Source organism: Psychrobacillus sp. OK028, from assembly GCF_900103605.1.
In the GTDB taxonomy this organism is placed as follows: Bacteria; Bacillota; Bacilli; order Bacillales_A; family Planococcaceae; genus Psychrobacillus.
In genome coordinates this window covers 22669-39799 of sequence record NZ_FNHY01000008.1, presented here as the reverse complement: position 1 = coordinate 39799, position 17131 = coordinate 22669, and the positions used below count along the sequence as shown (strand labels likewise).

The 17131-nt window shown below is 36.1% G+C and carries 14 protein-coding genes and 2 pseudogenes; 1 reads left to right on the top strand and 15 read right to left on the bottom strand.

Annotated elements, in window-relative coordinates; all coding sequences use genetic code 11:
• Positions 1-3: 3 nt before the first annotated feature.
• The 14 genes and pseudogenes from BLR36_RS13765 to rpsF form a co-directional block, all read right to left on the bottom strand.
• Entirely contained in the window at positions 4-807 is an 804-nt protein-coding gene (locus BLR36_RS13765) for a two-component system regulatory protein YycI (protein WP_093062331.1), read from the bottom strand.
• Positions 794-2122 carry a YycH family regulatory protein gene (locus BLR36_RS13760; protein ID WP_093062330.1) on the bottom strand — a complete coding sequence of 443 codons (1329 nt, stop codon included), beginning with the start codon at positions 2120-2122 and terminating at the stop codon, positions 794-796. The genes BLR36_RS13765 and BLR36_RS13760 overlap by 14 nt, the downstream gene beginning before the upstream one ends.
• Positions 2113-3933 (bottom strand): cell wall metabolism sensor histidine kinase WalK, encoded by a 1821-nt coding sequence (gene walK, locus BLR36_RS13755; protein ID WP_093062329.1) that lies wholly within the window; start codon positions 3931-3933, stop codon positions 2113-2115. The genes BLR36_RS13760 and walK overlap by 10 nt, the downstream gene beginning before the upstream one ends.
• Positions 3934-3938: 5 nt before the next feature.
• Positions 3939-4643, bottom strand: coding sequence for a response regulator YycF (gene yycF / locus BLR36_RS13750; RefSeq protein ID WP_093062328.1), 705 nt, complete (start codon positions 4641-4643; stop codon positions 3939-3941).
• A 367-nt stretch (positions 4644-5010) separates the two neighbouring features.
• The gene (locus BLR36_RS13745; protein ID WP_093062327.1) at positions 5011-6489 is read right to left on the bottom strand and encodes a peptidoglycan DD-metalloendopeptidase family protein; all 1479 of its coding nucleotides are present in this window, start codon (positions 6487-6489) and stop codon (positions 5011-5013) included.
• Between the two features lie 321 nt (positions 6490-6810).
• A pseudogene (locus BLR36_RS19255) lies at positions 6811-6879 on the bottom strand (hypothetical protein); the annotation flags it as partial.
• Positions 6864-8132: pseudogene (locus tag BLR36_RS13740) on the bottom strand (adenylosuccinate synthase); the annotation flags it as partial. The pseudogenes BLR36_RS19255 and BLR36_RS13740, both read right to left, overlap by 16 nt.
• 335 nt (positions 8133-8467) lie before the next feature.
• Positions 8468-9823, bottom strand: a complete 1356-nt coding sequence (gene dnaB, locus BLR36_RS13735; RefSeq protein ID WP_093062325.1) for a replicative DNA helicase — start codon at positions 9821-9823, stop codon at positions 8468-8470.
• A 12-nt stretch (positions 9824-9835) separates the two neighbouring features.
• Positions 9836-10285, bottom strand: coding sequence for a 50S ribosomal protein L9 (gene rplI / locus BLR36_RS13730; RefSeq protein ID WP_093062324.1), 450 nt, complete (start codon positions 10283-10285; stop codon positions 9836-9838).
• A complete protein-coding gene (locus BLR36_RS13725; RefSeq protein ID WP_093062323.1) occupies positions 10282-12258 on the bottom strand; it encodes a DHH family phosphoesterase in 1977 nt (658 codons plus the stop codon). Before BLR36_RS13725 ends, rplI begins: the two co-directional genes overlap by 4 nt.
• Before the next feature lie 12 nt (positions 12259-12270).
• Positions 12271-13212, bottom strand: a complete 942-nt coding sequence (locus BLR36_RS13720; protein ID WP_093062322.1) for a YybS family protein — start codon at positions 13210-13212, stop codon at positions 12271-12273.
• A gap of 164 nt (positions 13213-13376) precedes the next feature.
• Entirely contained in the window at positions 13377-13613 is a 237-nt protein-coding gene (rpsR, locus tag BLR36_RS13715) for a 30S ribosomal protein S18 (protein WP_093062321.1), read from the bottom strand.
• Between the two features lie 49 nt (positions 13614-13662).
• Complete coding sequence (gene ssb / locus BLR36_RS13710) at positions 13663-14172, bottom strand: single-stranded DNA-binding protein (protein ID WP_093062320.1); 510 nt, start codon at positions 14170-14172, stop codon at positions 13663-13665.
• Positions 14173-14211: 39 nt separating this feature from the next.
• Positions 14212-14520, bottom strand: a complete 309-nt coding sequence (gene rpsF / locus BLR36_RS13705; RefSeq protein WP_093062319.1) for a 30S ribosomal protein S6 — start codon at positions 14518-14520, stop codon at positions 14212-14214.
• A 167-nt stretch (positions 14521-14687) separates the two neighbouring features.
• On the opposite strand from rpsF, the gene BLR36_RS13700 reads away from it, so the two are divergent.
• Complete coding sequence (locus BLR36_RS13700; RefSeq protein WP_093062318.1) at positions 14688-15236, top strand: DUF3267 domain-containing protein; 549 nt, start codon at positions 14688-14690, stop codon at positions 15234-15236.
• Positions 15237-16010: 774 nt separating this feature from the next.
• Here BLR36_RS13700 and ychF read toward each other — a convergent pair.
• A complete protein-coding gene (gene ychF, locus BLR36_RS13695) occupies positions 16011-17111 on the bottom strand; it encodes a redox-regulated ATPase YchF (RefSeq protein WP_093062317.1) in 1101 nt (366 codons plus the stop codon).
• Positions 17112-17131: the final 20 nt, after the last annotated feature.

The window sequence follows — 17131 nt, the reverse complement described above, 5'->3', positions numbered from 1 at the left end:
TCCTTATTCTACTGCTGTTTGTTCCTTCTCGGTTTGAATATCAACAACTCTGCCCTCTACTGCATTTACAAAGTATTCTTCGATTGTTCCATCTAAAAGTTCTACAAGTATATGCCATGTTGGTGCAAAGACCTGCGTCTCTGTTAGTTGAGCTAATGTAGAATATCCCAGTTTAATTTCTTTAATCATAGAATCTGGTTTTAATAGCGAATTATCATACAGTTTATTGATCACCTGCATATGAGGCAACAGCTTTTGCGACATATTAAAATTCTCTAAATCATCAAGTATTGTCTGTTCATATCCAATAAGTTCGTTTTCTTCATTCCAGCGAACTAGTAGTTTCGCATTCGAATTATAATAAACGAGTCGTTTGTTTACTTGTTGAAATAATATAGCAGTATTATTTTCTTCATCTATTTTCCAAAGACTATAAGCAGCACCATTTATCACTTGCTCATGTACTATTTTTTCTAACGTATTTTCATCTGTTATCTTTATAGGTTCATCGAACGTGCTGATTATTTTATCTTTAGCCGCTATTTCTATTGTCTGGTTAGACAATTCTTCAATTTCCTCTTGGTTAAAATTATGGACGGTACCCGATACATATGAAGCTTCTTTAATCTCATCGTTTGTGGCTAAAACTTTTATATTGTCAAGAATAAGTTTTTCTTCAATAGGTGTATCATTAGGTTTATCTATTTGTTGAGATGCATTATACCGATTCAAGTATAGGGACAATAAAAATACATTTAAAATAGAAAAAACTATTATGAATATAGTCTTTGTTTTACTCCAATCCAAATTTTGCACCTCCTAATAATTCTGGAGATATGCGAATCCAGCTCCCACTCTCCTGGTAATACCAAGAAGGCTCAAGATTAAATAAAGATTGATCGTCATCTCGAGATAAATAAAATCCAATCATCACATCATCAATGGAATTCATATTAATATCTGTGGCAGTAGAAAGAAAATCATAAATGGACTGCCCAGAAGCTAATTGTACTTGGCGCGTTTTCAGAGGAAAAGGAACATCAAGCGTATAAAAAGGACGATAGTATCGATACACTCGGTCAATTCCCCAGTATTGCGAGATTTCTGTTAATGTATCCTTACTAAAAACAGGTAGACCTGCAAAATACAATTGATAATTAATTTGGCGATTTGCGGTGTTCATCCGTGAATAACGATAGTCATCTGTCCAGCCACTATGCTCATTAATAAAATTCAAGCTGTTTTGAATGAGCTCTAGAGGATTCCCTGGATTTTCATTTTCGGAAGCAGGATGCACATAGTTTAAACTTTTATAAGGAAAATTCACATTCATTAATGCATTATCATCCGTATATTGTTGTTCACTCATACTAACAGAATTGCTTCTCACTAGGCTAGGATTATTGAAAAGGGCATCCTTGAACTTATTTGGATTAATTTCTTTAATAGAGTAAGAATAACTAATGATATTTTCCGGTGATGATGAAACGTATAATGATAATTTGTTGTTTCTAACAATTTCATTATACACTTGCATTGCGTCAGCTTGCTCAATAGTACGCTCGATAAACCCTAATTTATCCGTTTTTTCTGCAGTTGCCTTATAAATTTTCTGCTGTGATGTACTGATAAAATACAAACTCATATTATCCGAGCTGTCCTCATTCCAATCTATTACTAATCGATTAAAATAAGCCTTAGGAAAATTATGATCTGCAAAGGTTAAAATATTGTCCAATATTTCTATAGGGACATCTGCTGTAAAAAAGAAACTTGCACGGTTAGGGGTTTTAATAAACTCATTTATTTGCTCCATATTAACTTTATTGCTAGCTAACTCAACCGTTTGAATTTCCCACGTTTTCATTTTATTAAGTACAAAGTCAATTGGTTGACTCGCAAATGATCCTTTTAGGACATTTTCTTGGCTTATAATCATACGATACGGTTTAATAATGTCTTCTAATTTCTTTTTTTCGGCAATGGATATATCTACAATAGCTGCCTCATTTGTTTGAATGACAGGAGAGAATGTCCAAATAGAAAAAGTTAAAGTAAAGCTGAGGATTATAAGTAAGAATAAAACAACGGATTTTACATGCTCAATGTATTTCAATCCCACTCACCTTCCTCATCCGTTAAAATATCCAATGTAAAGAAAATGGTCGTCCCGTGTCCTTCTTCACTTTCTGCCCATATTTTACCTCCATGAGCTTCAATCATTTCCCGGGCAATTGCTAAGCCGAGACCCGTTCCTCCCATAGATCTTGCTCTTGCACGATCTACCCTATAAAAACGATCAAAGACTCGATCAACATTTTCAGAAGGAATTCCCATGCCATCATCAGAAATCATTACTTTTAAAATCGAGTCAGTAACTACTACGCCAAATCGTATATTCCCACCGTCTGGGGAATACTTTATCGCATTTGAAATAATATTATCGATTACCTGTGTTAATTTATCCGTATCGATATCTACATAATACGACTTATTAGAAAGCATGCGGACAAACGTAACGTGATCTGATTTGGAAAGCTCAAATCTATCGATAATGCGGTTAAAGAATTGATTGAAATTGACAATTTCTCGATTCAAATCATAATCTCTACTATCCATTTTAGATAATTGAAGTAGGTCATTTACTAGTCGAATCATTCTATGTGTTTCTGTTTGAGTTACCTGTAAAAAAGATGGAGCAATTTCTTCATCCTTCCAAGCACCGTCAGCCAATGCCTCCAAATAACTACTCATGGTCGTAAGCGGTGTTCGTAATTCATGAGAAACGTTCGCAACAAACTCTCTTCTTTCCATATCCACTTTTTCTTGTTCTGTATTGTCATGTAATACTGCAATTAAACCGTTAACAAAACCAGTTTCTTTTTGTATCACTGAAAAATTTGCACGTAAAATAAATGGTCGTTCAATGGAGCTTAAATCCAAATTGATCGGTTCTTTTAAATGGATTAAATCCTCAAACGAATGTTCAGGATCTATTCCAAGAACAGATATAATTGGACGATTTAACACCATTTCTCTAGGTATGCGCAAAAGTCTAAGTGCTGGATCATTTATAAGGATAACTCTACCTTTGCGATCTGTAGCTATTACGCCATCTGTCATATTGGTTAAAACAGATGCTAGTTTCCTACGCTCTGCTTCGGTTGTCGATTGAGCTTCTTGCAATCTATTCGTCAGATGATTAAAGGTAATTGCTAGCTGCCCTATTTCATCACTGCCATATACTCGAACTTTTCTAGAAAAATTACCTTTGGCCATAGCTTGTGCTTGTTTTCTCATATCTGCGATAGGACGGGTAATTGTCTGTGCGATTAGAATCCCTAGTATGACAGTAATAACTAACGCAACTGCTGTACCTCCTGCAAGTATTTGATTAATTTCATTCATCTGAACAAAGATATTTTCAATATTAGATTCTATATATAATGTTCCAATTACTTCTCCCTTATAAATAATAGGAGTAGCTAATATCCATATTCTGTGTGTTTCTTCATCCAGCGATATACTATCAAAATCATCTTCTGCAGTAATCGATTTTCGAACCAAATCATTCATGGACCGTTGACCTACAATCGACTGATTATTATTATCAGAAGTTGCCAAAATTCGATACCGTGCATCGATTACACGTACTTCTTTAATATCATACGAATTAAGACTAGACAAAATTGAACGTAAACTTTGTTCTTTTGTTTGGTCTTCTTCGCTTCGTATTTTTATTAATTCTTCTCGCGCGCTATATTCCAATATGCTAACACGTTCACGAATCGACGTTTGAAAATTATCCTTTAATGTTTCCTCTAACCCACGGACAAAATACAATCCAATAATTTGCATAGCAATAATGATAAGTAATACGTAAATCAGCACAATCTTTACATGTATCGATTTAAAGTATCCAACCTTTTGCATTCTTTTTACTCCTGTTCAGGACTTCGTAAATAGTAGCCTACGCCTCTTCTAGTTACTATCCAAGTCGGATGGCTTGGATTGTCTTCAATTTTTTCTCGTAAGCGACGAATCGTTACATCCACTGTACGCACATCTCCAAAGTAATCATAACCCCATACTGTTTGTAGTAAATGCTCACGTGTCATAACTTGTCCTATATGTTTTGCCAAGTAATGCAACAGCTCGAATTCTCGATGTGTAAGCTCAATTGTTTCGTCTCTCTTTAATACTAGATACGCATCTGGCTGTATAGTTAATGGACCAATAACAATATCATTTGTCACTACTTCAGCATCTTCTTGAATAGTTTGGTGTCTACGCATATTTGCTTTAACTCGAGCGATTAATTCTCTCGTACTGAATGGTTTAGTTACATAATCATCTGCTCCAAGCTCAAGACCTAGTACTTTGTCTATCTCAGAATCTTTTGCTGTCAGCATGATTATAGGAAAGTCATATTTTTTTCGAATTTCTCTACAAACTTCCATTCCATCTTTGTTAGGCAACATAATATCTAATAGCATTAAATCCGGTTGATCCTCCTCTACCTTTTTTAATGCTTCATCTCCATTATATGCACAAACTACTTGGTACCCTTCTTTTTTAAGGTTAAATTGAAGTATATCTGCAATTGGCTTTTCATCATCTACAACTAATATCTTTTTACTCATTTTTACTCCCCCTGTTTCTAGTATTCTATATTTAACTCAATTGAATTATTTTTAACAATAATAATATCTACTTTAACATTGTTTCAGGCTTCCTGCATCTCTAAAGTAGTAGCAACGCTATAATTCGACACCCTATGTCGAAATATTTCCTAGGAAATTTTATAAAAAAATATTCTTTTCGTGTGACCTAAAATAGAATAAAAAATTGAGTAAAAAAATTTCGCAATAAGCTATCCCTAATCCCTTTATGTAGTATTACACATTAATGGATCTTCGTTACAGGCGACGAGGTCGAGTTTATGAGATTATTATTTACTAAGAATAAAAAAGAGACAGTCCATATATTGCAACTGTCTCATATATTATTTTATTTATTTAATACAGTTAAAGGATTAATCGTAACTCCATTTTTTTCAACTTCAAAATGTAAGTGCGTTCCTGTAGAACGACCTGTACTTCCCATTACACCAATTTTAGTTCCTGTTGGGACTACTTGCCCTACCTTAGCTGAAATAGAAGATAGATGTGCATACGTTGTCTTGTATCCATTTTGGTGGTCGATAATGACACGTTGTCCGTACGTTCCATCCCAACCAGCTGCAACTACTATTCCATTATCTGCTGCTTTTATCGTAAAGCCGCTTGGTCGTGCAATATCAATACCTTCATGCTGACGTCCCCATCGATATCCCATCTTACTAGAAATATATCCTCCTTCAGCTGGCCAAGCAAATGCACCAGAGCCACGTGAAGGAATTACTTTCGTTCCTTTTAAAACAATATGATCTTTTGGTTCTACAATAATCGTTTCTTCCACAACTGATTGCCCAACCTGTACCCCATTCTCTTTACGAATTAGGTAAGTTGCCACTTTTTGACCATCTGAACCTTCTTGTTTTACCTTTGTATCCCCTTTATACATACTCTCTGTTTCTTCTACTTTTTTTGTATGTACGATAGTTTCTTTAACCTTTTTCTCATACTGTACTTCTATATTAATAAGTGGTTTTAGAACTGTTACATTTAGCTCTTGACCTATTTGTAATACGCTAGAATCTGTTATTCCAGGATTCAAGGCTATTAGTTCATCTGATGTTAGATTATGCTTACTAGCAATAGTTCCTAATACATCACCTTGTGCCACTGCATATACCTCTTTTTCTAATGTTCCTTCTAAGAGAAGCTTCACTGCATCATCTGGAGAAACAATCTTCGTAGGTGCTGTTTGAACAGTAACTCCTGATACCTTTTCTTTTAATATTAAATTAGCAATACGAGTTTCATTTTCTTTTAGTTCGGGTAAAGAATTACTAGTATTGTTTCTAGCTTCCAGTATGTTCAATTCATCTTGTGAAACAAAATGTAATTTTAGTTTTCTAATAGCTTCATGGTAAGCATCTATGTCTTTGACGTAGACTGCCATCTCGTCATTGACCGATAATGCAAATGCTTTTGCCTCTACTTCGATTAAGCCTTCCAGCTTTTGAAGAGTAGTTTCATCATTTGTATTTGGTGTAAATACTTGTTCTGATACTACCGACAAGTTAGAACCAGCTGTTAAAGTCATATTTTTATACTGGGAGCTAGATTTTTCAACTTTTTTGTCGAGCATAGATTGTATTTTAGTTTGATCCGAAATGGTTCCAACATATTGACCATCCGTATATATATGATATATTTCTTTTAAAGTATTACTTTCACTTTCTTTTGCAAAAGCCATATTAAACGAAATACTCGAGATAAGTAAAACTGATATAGCTGCTTTTTTCACTATATTTGACTTTCCGTTTGAAAGAACACCCGGTTTCGATACCTTCTGTTCCTCATTCTTACTTTTCAAAAACATGATAAAGCCCCTTCCAGACAGTATGTAAACTCTTCTATCATTTCACGCTTCTCTAATTTAACATATTTGAAATGAAGATGTGTATCTTTGGAGTAGGTTGTAAAGAAACTGTAGTATTAATACCATATATTTCATCATTTTTACATTTTTTATCATTTAATAGTCCCTTGTAACTAATCACTAGACTTTTATATAATAGCTTTCTCCAAAATTTTCATATATTATACATAAACCAATAGAATTCTTTGTTATATTTGTCATAATAGAAGATTTACATAATAAAACCTTTTCAAATATCTCCATTAATAGACAAAAAAACCATCAAAAGCTTGTGCTCTTGATGGTTTTTTTACTTTTTATTTCCAAACACTTGTAATAATATTCGTTTGGGTACGATCTGGTCCGACTGAGAAAATGGAAATTTGTACACCTGTAAGCTGAGAAATACGCTCTAAGTAATGTCGCGCTGTTTCAGGAAGCTCATCAAGTGATTTACATTTAGTAATATCTTCACTCCAACCTGGCATTTCTTCATATACGGGCTCACATTCACTTAACATACGAAGGTTTGCTGGGTACTCCGTAATTAACTCACCTTTGTATTTATAAGCAGTACATAATTTAACTGTATCTAAGCCAGTTAAGACATCAATTGAGTTAACCGTTAAATCGGTTAAGCCACTAACACGACGAGCATGTCTTATTACTACAGTGTCAAACCATCCAATACGACGTGGTCTACCTGTAGTTGTTCCGTATTCTTTCCCAACTTCACGGATTTGGTTTCCTATTTCATCAAATAGCTCAGTTGGGAAAGGACCATCACCTACGCGTGATGTATATGCTTTACAAACTCCTACTACATGATTAATCTTTGTTGGACCTACTCCTGCTCCAATTGTCACTCCTCCAGCAACTGGATTCGAAGAGGTTACAAATGGATAAGTACCTTGGTCGATATCCAACATAACTCCTTGGGCACCTTCAAATAACACACGACGACCGTCATCTAATGCGTCGTTTAATACTTTTGAAGTATCTGTAACGTATTTGGCAATCTCTTGTCCATAGGCATAGAATTCTTCTAAAATTTCTTCTGAAGTAAATCCTTCTGTTTCGTAAAACTTCTCAAACATTCTATTCTTTTCTTCTAAGTTAATTTCTAATTTTTCTTTAAACACTTCGTAATCCAATAGGTCAGCAATACGGATTCCTACACGTGCAGCCTTGTCCATATAAGCTGGTCCAATACCTTTACCTGTTGTTCCGATTTTATTTGCTCCTCTACGAGCTTCTTCTACTTCGTCCTGTTTTATGTGATAAGGCAGAATAACATGAGCTCGATTAGAAATACGTAAGTTTTCAGTTGTAACACCACGATCATGCAATCCTTTTAGCTCTTTTACAAGTGCTCTTGGATCCACTACCATTCCGTTTCCTATAACAGAGATTTTATCTTTATAGAATATCCCTGATGGAATCAAATGAAGCTTGTAAGTTTCTCCACCAAAAATAATGGTATGACCTGCATTATTACCTCCTTGGTAACGTGCAATTACTTCTGAGTTTTCGGATAGAAAGTCTGTGATTTTCCCTTTACCTTCGTCTCCCCATTGTGTTCCAACTACTACTACTGATGGCATTTTCCAGCACCTCCGTCAGACATTTTACATGTCCTGATTCAAACAGTGTTATTGTACCAATCTAAAAGCACTTAGTCAACTGATTTAAAGTAAAAACACGAACAAATAAATGACCCCTTTCATTTATCGTTCGTGTTTTTATATTAAGCTATTTAATTATATTTTGTTTACAAGCATATCTCTAAATCTCGGTGGCGCTTGCACTTTTCTATCTGTCTAGTTTCAGCGCCTAGCCCTTCGAGTCGCTTCAGGCTTTCAAGTAAAGGCAAAGTACACCTTTACGTGAAATCCTTCCAGCGCTTGTCAGGGCTACATAGGCGCTTGCACTTTTCTCATTATGCTGGTGGTGCTTGGTGTTGACTCCAGTCGATGTTAACGAATTTGTTAAACTCTTTTACGAATGCCAGTGTAACAGTTCCAGTAGGACCATTACGTTGTTTTGCTATAATAATTTCAATCATATTCTGATTTTCGGTTTCTTTGTCATAATAATCTTCACGATACAGGAACGAGACAATATCTGCATCCTGCTCAATAGAACCAGATTCACGCAAGTCAGACATCATTGGTCTCTTATCTTGACGCTGCTCTACTCCACGAGATAACTGAGACAAGGCTATTACAGGAACTTGCAATTCACGAGCTAAACCTTTTAAGGAACGAGAAATTTCCGAGACCTCCTGTTGACGGTTTGCTTGGCTTCCTCCACTACCTTGGATTAGCTGTAAATAATCAATCAAAATCATTCCTAGGCCATGCTCTTGTTTCAGTCGACGACATTTTGCCCGGATTTCATTTACCCGAATACCAGGAGTATCATCAATATAAATACCTGCATTTGAAAGGCTTCCCATTGCCATTGTAAGCTTGCGCCAATCCTCAGTTGTTAATGCCCCTGTACGAAGAACCTGAGCGTCTATATTCCCCTCCGCACAAAGCATACGCATAACTAACTGTTCTGCACCCATCTCTAAACTAAAGATTGCTACATTTTCATCTGTTTTTGTCGCTACGTTTTGAGCCACATTCAGAGCAAATGCCGTTTTACCTACAGATGGACGAGCAGCTACAATGATCAAGTCATTTCGTTGGAAGCCGGCTGTAATTCGATCTAAGTCACGGAATCCTGTCGGTATACCGGTAACGTCGCCTTTTCTCGTATGAAGTTTTTCTATATTATCGTATGTTTCCACTAATACATCTTTAATATGTTCGAAATCACCCGCATTTTTTCGGCTTGCGACTTCCATCATTTTGCGTTCGGCTTCTGCTAATAATGCTTCTACTTCATCTTCTCTTGTAAAACCATCTTCTACTATTGTGGTGGCTACGCGTATTAAGCGGCGTAAAATAGATTTTTCTTCTACAATTTTAGCGTAGTATGCTATATTGGCTGCTGTTGGAACTGCATTAGCAATTTCGCTTATATATGAAATTCCACCAACATCCTCTAATTCTTTCTTTGCAGAAAGCTCTTCCGTCACGGTTACAACATCAATTGCCTTACCTTTATCGCTCAAATGAAGCATTGTTTGGAAAATCTTCTGATGTGCTACCCGATAGAAATCTTCCGCTAGCAAGATTTCACCAGCAGTAATTAATGCCTGTGGTTCTAAAAATATAGCGCCAATGACAGATTGTTCAGCTTCTTGGTTATGTGGCGGTACACGGTCCAACATCGGATCGCTCATTTACCTCTCTCCTTACGCTTCTTCAGAAACAAGAACTTTTAGTGTCGCCACAACTTCATGATGAAGTTTTACAGGGACATTTGTATATCCTAATGCTCTAATTGCATCATCTAATTCCATTTTTCGTTTATCTAATTTAATACCATGTGTTTTTTCTAATTGAGAGGCAATTTGTTTCGTTGTAATTGAACCAAATAGTCGACCGTCACTTCCAGACTTTGCTTTTAACTCAACAGTTATCTGCTCTAATTTTTCTTTTAAATCTTTTGCTTCTGCCAATTCTTGAGCTGCTTCTTTCTCGGACTTTTTCTTTTGTCCTTCTAGTGCACTTAATGCAGCTGCGTTTACTTCAACCGCTAATTTGTTTTTAAGTAAAAAGTTATGTGCATAACCATCTGCAACATTTTTTACCTCGCCTTTTTTCCCTTTACCTTTTACGTCTTTTAAGAATACTACTTTCATTCTTCATTTCCTCCTTCAATTGTATCTATAATTGCATTTTTTAGAAGTTCTATTGCTTCATCTATCGAGGTTTCTTCCATTTGGCAGGCAGCATTTGTTAAATGTCCACCACCATTTAGTTTTTCCATAATTACTTGAACATTGATATCTCCTAATGATCGTGCGCTGATGCCAATCGTAGATTCACTTTTACGTCCTATTACGAAAGAAGCTGCGACATTATTCATCGTCAATAATATATCTGCAGTTTGAGCAAGTAATACCTGGCTGTAGGAGACGTTTTCCATACCATGAGCAATAGCAATACCTTCTTTAAAAAATTCAACGTTTTGGACGATTTTAGAACGTTCTATATAAGTATCAATATCTTCCTTTAGCATCCGCTGAACAAGAATTGTATCTGCTCCGTGTGTCCGTAAATAGGATGCAGCTTCGAATGTTCTTGCGCCTGTACGTAAAGTAAAGCTTTTCGTATCTACTATAATTCCTGCTAGCATAGAAGTTGCTTCTAACATGGATAGCTTTTCATTTTTAGGCTGATATTCAATTAGTTCGGTTACCAGCTCTGAAGTAGAAGAGGCGTATGGTTCCATGTAAACTAGCAGCGTATTGGAAATAAATTCCTCCCCGCGCCGATGATGATCAATCACAACTATTTTTTCTGCCTTTTGAAGAAGCTTTTCATCAATAACCAAGCTCGGCTTATGTGTATCAACTACAACTAATAATGTTTTATCTGTCATTTTGCTGATCGCTTCTTCAGGACTTATAAAACGATTATATAGCTCTGGTTCTTCCTTTATCTCATCCATTAATCGTGTCACGCTATTGTCTAGCTCATTACTGTCCAATACAACGTAGCCCTCTACTTTGTTCATACCAACCATTTTTCTTACACCTACAGCCGAACCTATTGCATCCATATCTGGCATCTTGTGCCCCATCACAAATACTTGGTCACTATCCTGTATAAGATCTCTTAAAGCATGAGAGATAACTCTGGCTCTTACACGTGTCCGTTTTTCTACTGGATTTGTTTTTCCACCAAAAAACTTTACTTTTCCACTTGGATGCTTGATGGCTACTTGATCTCCACCACGACCTAAAACTAAATCTAAGCTGGACTGAGCAAGTTCTCCAAGTTCAACAAGGGAAGTGGAACCTGCACCAACACCAACGCTTAAAGTGAGCGAAAATCCAAATTTAGAGGTAGTTTCTCTTATATCATCCAATATGGAGAATTTACTTTTTTCTATTTCTACGAGGATTGATTCATTAAAAACGGCTAAAAAACGATCTGAAGAAATTCGTTTCACATAAATACCGTATTTTGCTCCCCAATCATTCACACAGGAAGTAACAATGCTATTAAGCCTTCCTCTTGTTTGGTCGTCCATACCCTGTGAAATTTCATCATAATTATCTATAAATAGCACACCAATTACGGTTCGATCACCGTAATAGAGCGATTCCATCTCTACTTGTTCTGTTATGTCAAAGAAGTATAAAAGCTTTTCTTCGGCTTTATAGAGCACTTTATAATTTTTTTCATCTAAAGAAATGACCATTTCTTTAGATTCTTCTTGTTTCTTCAGCTGTTGAAGATCCTTTGATATAGAAAGAAGCTCCTCACCAATAATCGTATCGAATGGAAGCTGCTGCGTCATGTATGGATTTGCCCACTCAATGATGTACTGATCATTTATGAGTAGGATCCCGATTGGCATTTCTAATAAGGCTTCTTCCCCTACCTTTTTCATCCGGTAGGAAAGAGTTTCGATATGTTTTTCTGTCTCTTCATATACACGTTGTTCAATAATCCACGCATAGATAAATACACCAATTACCATTAGAGAAAATAATAATCCAATCAATAAATTGGTAGACAGTAACAAATAAGTTGCAACCCCACTAAGTAATAAGAACAATATGAGTGGATATCGAATTGGCCGTTTTCTAAAAAAAGATGCCACTAGATCAGCTCCTTATTTTTTGTATCTGTCTTTTATAAATCCTCGTATATTAAATCCTAAATCTAATACCCCTACTATAATAGTAAACGTAAATAATGGAATTGCAAAAAATGTTGCAAATATCATAGACCATTTTGGCAATCCTTTTACGTAAAAGTAGTAGTGAATAAGTGATACACCTTGTAAAAACAACAGTGCTCGCAAAATTATTGCGGCATTTACGAATAATAAATAACCAAACGTCCCTACCTCATAGGAAACAAACAATGAGAATATAGATACGATTAAATAATACCATAACACTGCTTTAGGTAGTCTAAAATGCATGAATTTAGGAAACTTCGGGACATCTAATTTCAATTTTTTCAATAGGGGCAAATTAATGATTAAATATAACCAAGCACTTATAAACACAGCACCAATAAAATAGCTAGGCATAATAGATTCAATAAGTATAATGCTTTGTCTAACTAACTCATCATAACCCTCAGGCAACTGTCCAACCGAAGACATAATATTTCCCAGTTGTTCGTAGTATACTTCAATGGTCGCAATAAATTGCTTCAAAACATTCATATTAAAAAATAAAACGGATAATATGTATTGTGCAGCTGTCATTAAAAGTAAAAACAGGCCTGTTGCCATAAGCATATATAACTTGGACTTTTTAGCTCGTATAGAGTCTCCAATGATAAAGCCTAATGGACCAACTAACAATCCAAAAATAAGCCCGAAAACACCACCAATTATAAAAGAAATCAGTAATGCAATAATAACGACAAATGCAGCTTGCTTTCTTTCAAATCTTGCACTGTACCATGCAAGAGGTAATGGTACAACGAAAGAGGTGAAAAAACCGAGTACAGGAACATAGACAGACATTGCCAATAAAATAGCAAACAGTGCTATCATTGCAGCTCCATATGTTAAATAACTTGTTTGATTTCTTTGCATTTAGGAACCTTCCTTTAATGTAATCATCTATCCATTGTAACAGATTTTTTACAACAACTAAAATCCCACAGTGCTGAAGCTAATTAAGAATGAACATAAAACATACAACTGTAAGTGTATAAAAAAGAAAAAAAGACCGGTTTCCCGGTCTTTCTAATTTATACTTATCTCTCTTCAGTAGAGAATGGAAGTAAAGCCATGATACGAGATACTTTAATAGCTCGTGTTAACTTACGTTGGTACTTCGCACTAGTTCCTGTCACACGACGTGGAAGAATTTTTCCACGTTCTGACACGAATTTTTTCAACAAATCTACATCTTTATAATCGATGTGTGTGATATTGTTTGATGTGAAGTAACAAACTTTACGGCGTCTTTTGCCTCCGCGACGTGGTGCCATATTAGGTTGCCTCCTTTTCGATTAAAGTAAACATGCTGGATGATACTTTTTAGAACGGTAGGTCGTCATCCGATACTTCGATTGGTCCGCTACTATTAGAAAAAGGATCCTCATCTACACGTGTATAGTTTTGCTGATTCATAGGTTGGCTTTGCTGATATGAAGGTGTTGAAAATTGCTGCTGGTTATTGCTACCAAATGATTGTCCACTTTGGTTACGATCTCCAGAGCCAGAGCTATTACGTGGTTCTAAGAACTGAACGCTGTCTGCGACAACGTCTGTCGTATATACTCGTTTTCCATCTTGTCCTTCATAACTACCCGTTTGAATGCGCCCTTCCACACCAGCTAAACTTCCTTTTTTCAAGTAGTTTGCTGTGTTTTCAGCTTGCTTTCTCCAAACGACACAGTTGATAAAATCAGCTTCTCTTTCACCTTGTTGGTTGGAGAATGTACGATTTACAGCAAGTGTAAATCTTGCCATTGCAACACCACTTGGTGTATAGCGAAGTTCCGGATCTTTTGTTAGTCTTCCAACTAAAACGACACGGTTAATCATCAGTAAACAACCTCCCTTGATCAGCTTTTTTAGTCAATTTTATTTTTTTGCTTTAACTTTAATATCGTCGATACGAACAGCAATGTGACGGATAATGTCTTCATTGATGTTAGCTAAACGTGTGTATTCATCGATTGCTTTTGAATCAGCAGTTACTTTAAGGATTTGGTAGAATCCTTCACGTAAGTCATTGATTTCGTAAGCTAAACGGCGTTTACCCCACTCTTTTGCTTCGATGATTTCTGCACCATTTGAAGTTAAGATTTCTTGGAAACGCTCTACTAAAGCTTTCTTCGCATCTTCCTCAATTGCTGGTTGAATAATGTACATTAATTCGTACTTTCTCATCTATTTACACCTCCCTATGGTCTTTGGCCGACTATTGAAAGCCGACAAGGAGCAAGTAATTCTATTACTCACATCAATGAATTGTAACATAGTTTATCTATCGTATCAAGGATGATTGTCATTATATTACTCATTGAGGTATATTTATTTTTAAATAGGAGGATTCTATGGAAAATAAGGAAGAAATTTTAGTTGTAATTGATATTAATTTGAAAAAGGTTGCTTGGGAAAGTATTGGATTAACTATCGGTTTATCTATAATAGGATTACTTCTTTTCCCTTGGATAACGGATATTACAGAAATCACTTTCTCATTTTGGAGCTTTCTCTGGTTCTTAATCGGTTATGTAGTATTAATCGTTTTACACGAGTGCTTTCACCTTGTTGGATTTTGGATTTTTGGTAAAGCACCTTGGAGTAGTATGGATTATGGGGTTAATCTTCAAATGGGGGTCGCTTATGCTACAACTATTATTCCATTACAAAACAGTGCCATGAAAAAGGCATTATTACTTCCTTTTTGGTTAACTGGTGTTTTACCAATGATTATAGGGTTTTGGATAGGCTCTCTTTTGCTCGTTCTTTTAGGTGCTTGGCTGATCGCTGGTGCAGCTGGTGACTTTGCCATGTACAAAGAGCTCCGAAAATATCCAAACGACTTATTGATCAAAGATGATCCAGAGAAGCCTAGATTATATGTATTAAAGAAGGATTAACAAGAACAATCCTTAAGTTCAAAACCTGGTTCTATGCGTTTCCGAAGGGCTTTGGACAGACTTTTTACTATATGATTACCGAGGGGATTTTTAGGGATATTGGTTGTGACGTCCGTCACAACCAATATCCCTTTTTTCCGGTAATCTTATGGCGTTTGCCTGTCCGTCGCCCTCCTACAAATCTTAGAAACAGGTTAGTGCGTTTCTGGATAACTAGAGAAAAGATCCTTCCCTACTAATAGAGCAAGCTCTCGAAGATACAATTTCGTTCGCTATCTTACTTCTTTATTTAGTATATGCTTACTATTTCTCCTCATTTCCACTAGTATGAAAGAAAATCTACTTCAGCATCATTAAGTAATAGCGACATCCCAAGTTCAACTGTAATTTCAGAAAGTTTTTTCCAACATTAACTAAAACTAATCTCCTTAGCGATAAGCTATGCTAAATCTTAAATGGAGGTACTACACTCTTTATTGATTGGAGTGAAAGGTGGCGACTCCAGCGGGAATAGCACGAGCTGAAAGCCCCGCAGGAAAGACATTGGTCAATCCTTGTTTGACCAATGTCTTTGCGACGAGTAACCGCAGGAGCATATGTTTTCGTAGTGACGAGGAGATTGAAGCCGTGCCCGCGGAAAGCGTCCACCTGAAACGGAAATCAAGAGTATTTTTCGTTCTTTCAAGTCCCATGATCCCAGTGTTCACCGGACACTTTTATATACTTTATTCTTCAAAAAAGGATCAGTGATAAATCACTGATCCTTTTTTGCTATTATACGTTGAAGCGGAACAACATTACATCTCCGTCTTGTACAATATATTCTTTTCCTTCTAAACGAACCTTACCTGCTTCTTTTGCAGCAGCCATCGATCCAGCTTCTACTAAATCATCATAGGCAACTGTTTCCGCACGAATAAAACCTTTTTCAAAGTCCGAGTGAATGACACCCGCACATTGAGGTGCTTTCATCCCTTTTTTGTATGTCCAAGCACGTACTTCCTGTACGCCAGCTGTAAAGTATGTAGCTAGACCTATTAATGAATAGGAAGCTCTAATCAACTGATCTAAGCCAGATTCTTTAATTCCTAGTTCTTCTAAGAACATTGCCTTTTCTTCATCTTCTAGAGCTGCCATCTCTTCTTCAATTTTTGCACATATTAATATTACTTGTGCTCCTTCTTCAGCTGCAAATGCACGTACTTTTTGTACATATTCATTTTCTTCTTCTGCCATAATATCATCTTCTGAAACGTTCGCAACATAAAGCATTGGTTTCGTAGTTAGCAAATGAAATCCTTTTACTACACGTAGCTCTTCTTCTGTAAACTCAACCGAACGACCAGGTTTCCCTGCTTCAAAAGCCTCTTTCAAACGAGTAAGAACTGGTTCTTCTGCTAGGGCTTCCTTATCTCTTTGTTTTACCATTTTAATGACGCGAGCAAGGCGTTTATCAACGCTTTCTAAATCGGCTAATATTAACTCAAGATTAATCACTTCAATATCAGAGATTGGATCTACTTTTCCAGATACATGTGTAATGTTCTCATCTTCGAAGCATCGTACAACCTGACAAATTGCATCTACTTCACGGATATGGGCAAGGAATTTATTTCCAAGTCCTTCTCCTTTACTTGCACCCTCCACAATTCCTGCGATATCAGTAAATTCAAATGCAGTAGGAACGGTTTTCTTTGGTACTACTAGTTCTGTTAATTTGTCTAAACGTGCATCAGGTACTTCAACTACTCCAACGTTTGGATCAATAGTAGCAAAAGGATAGTTTGCTGCCAAAGCTCCAGCTTTTGTTATTGCATTAAACAATGTAGATTTCCCTACGTTTGGTAATCCTACGATTCCTGCAGTTAACGCCATATATGTCACAACCCTTCATT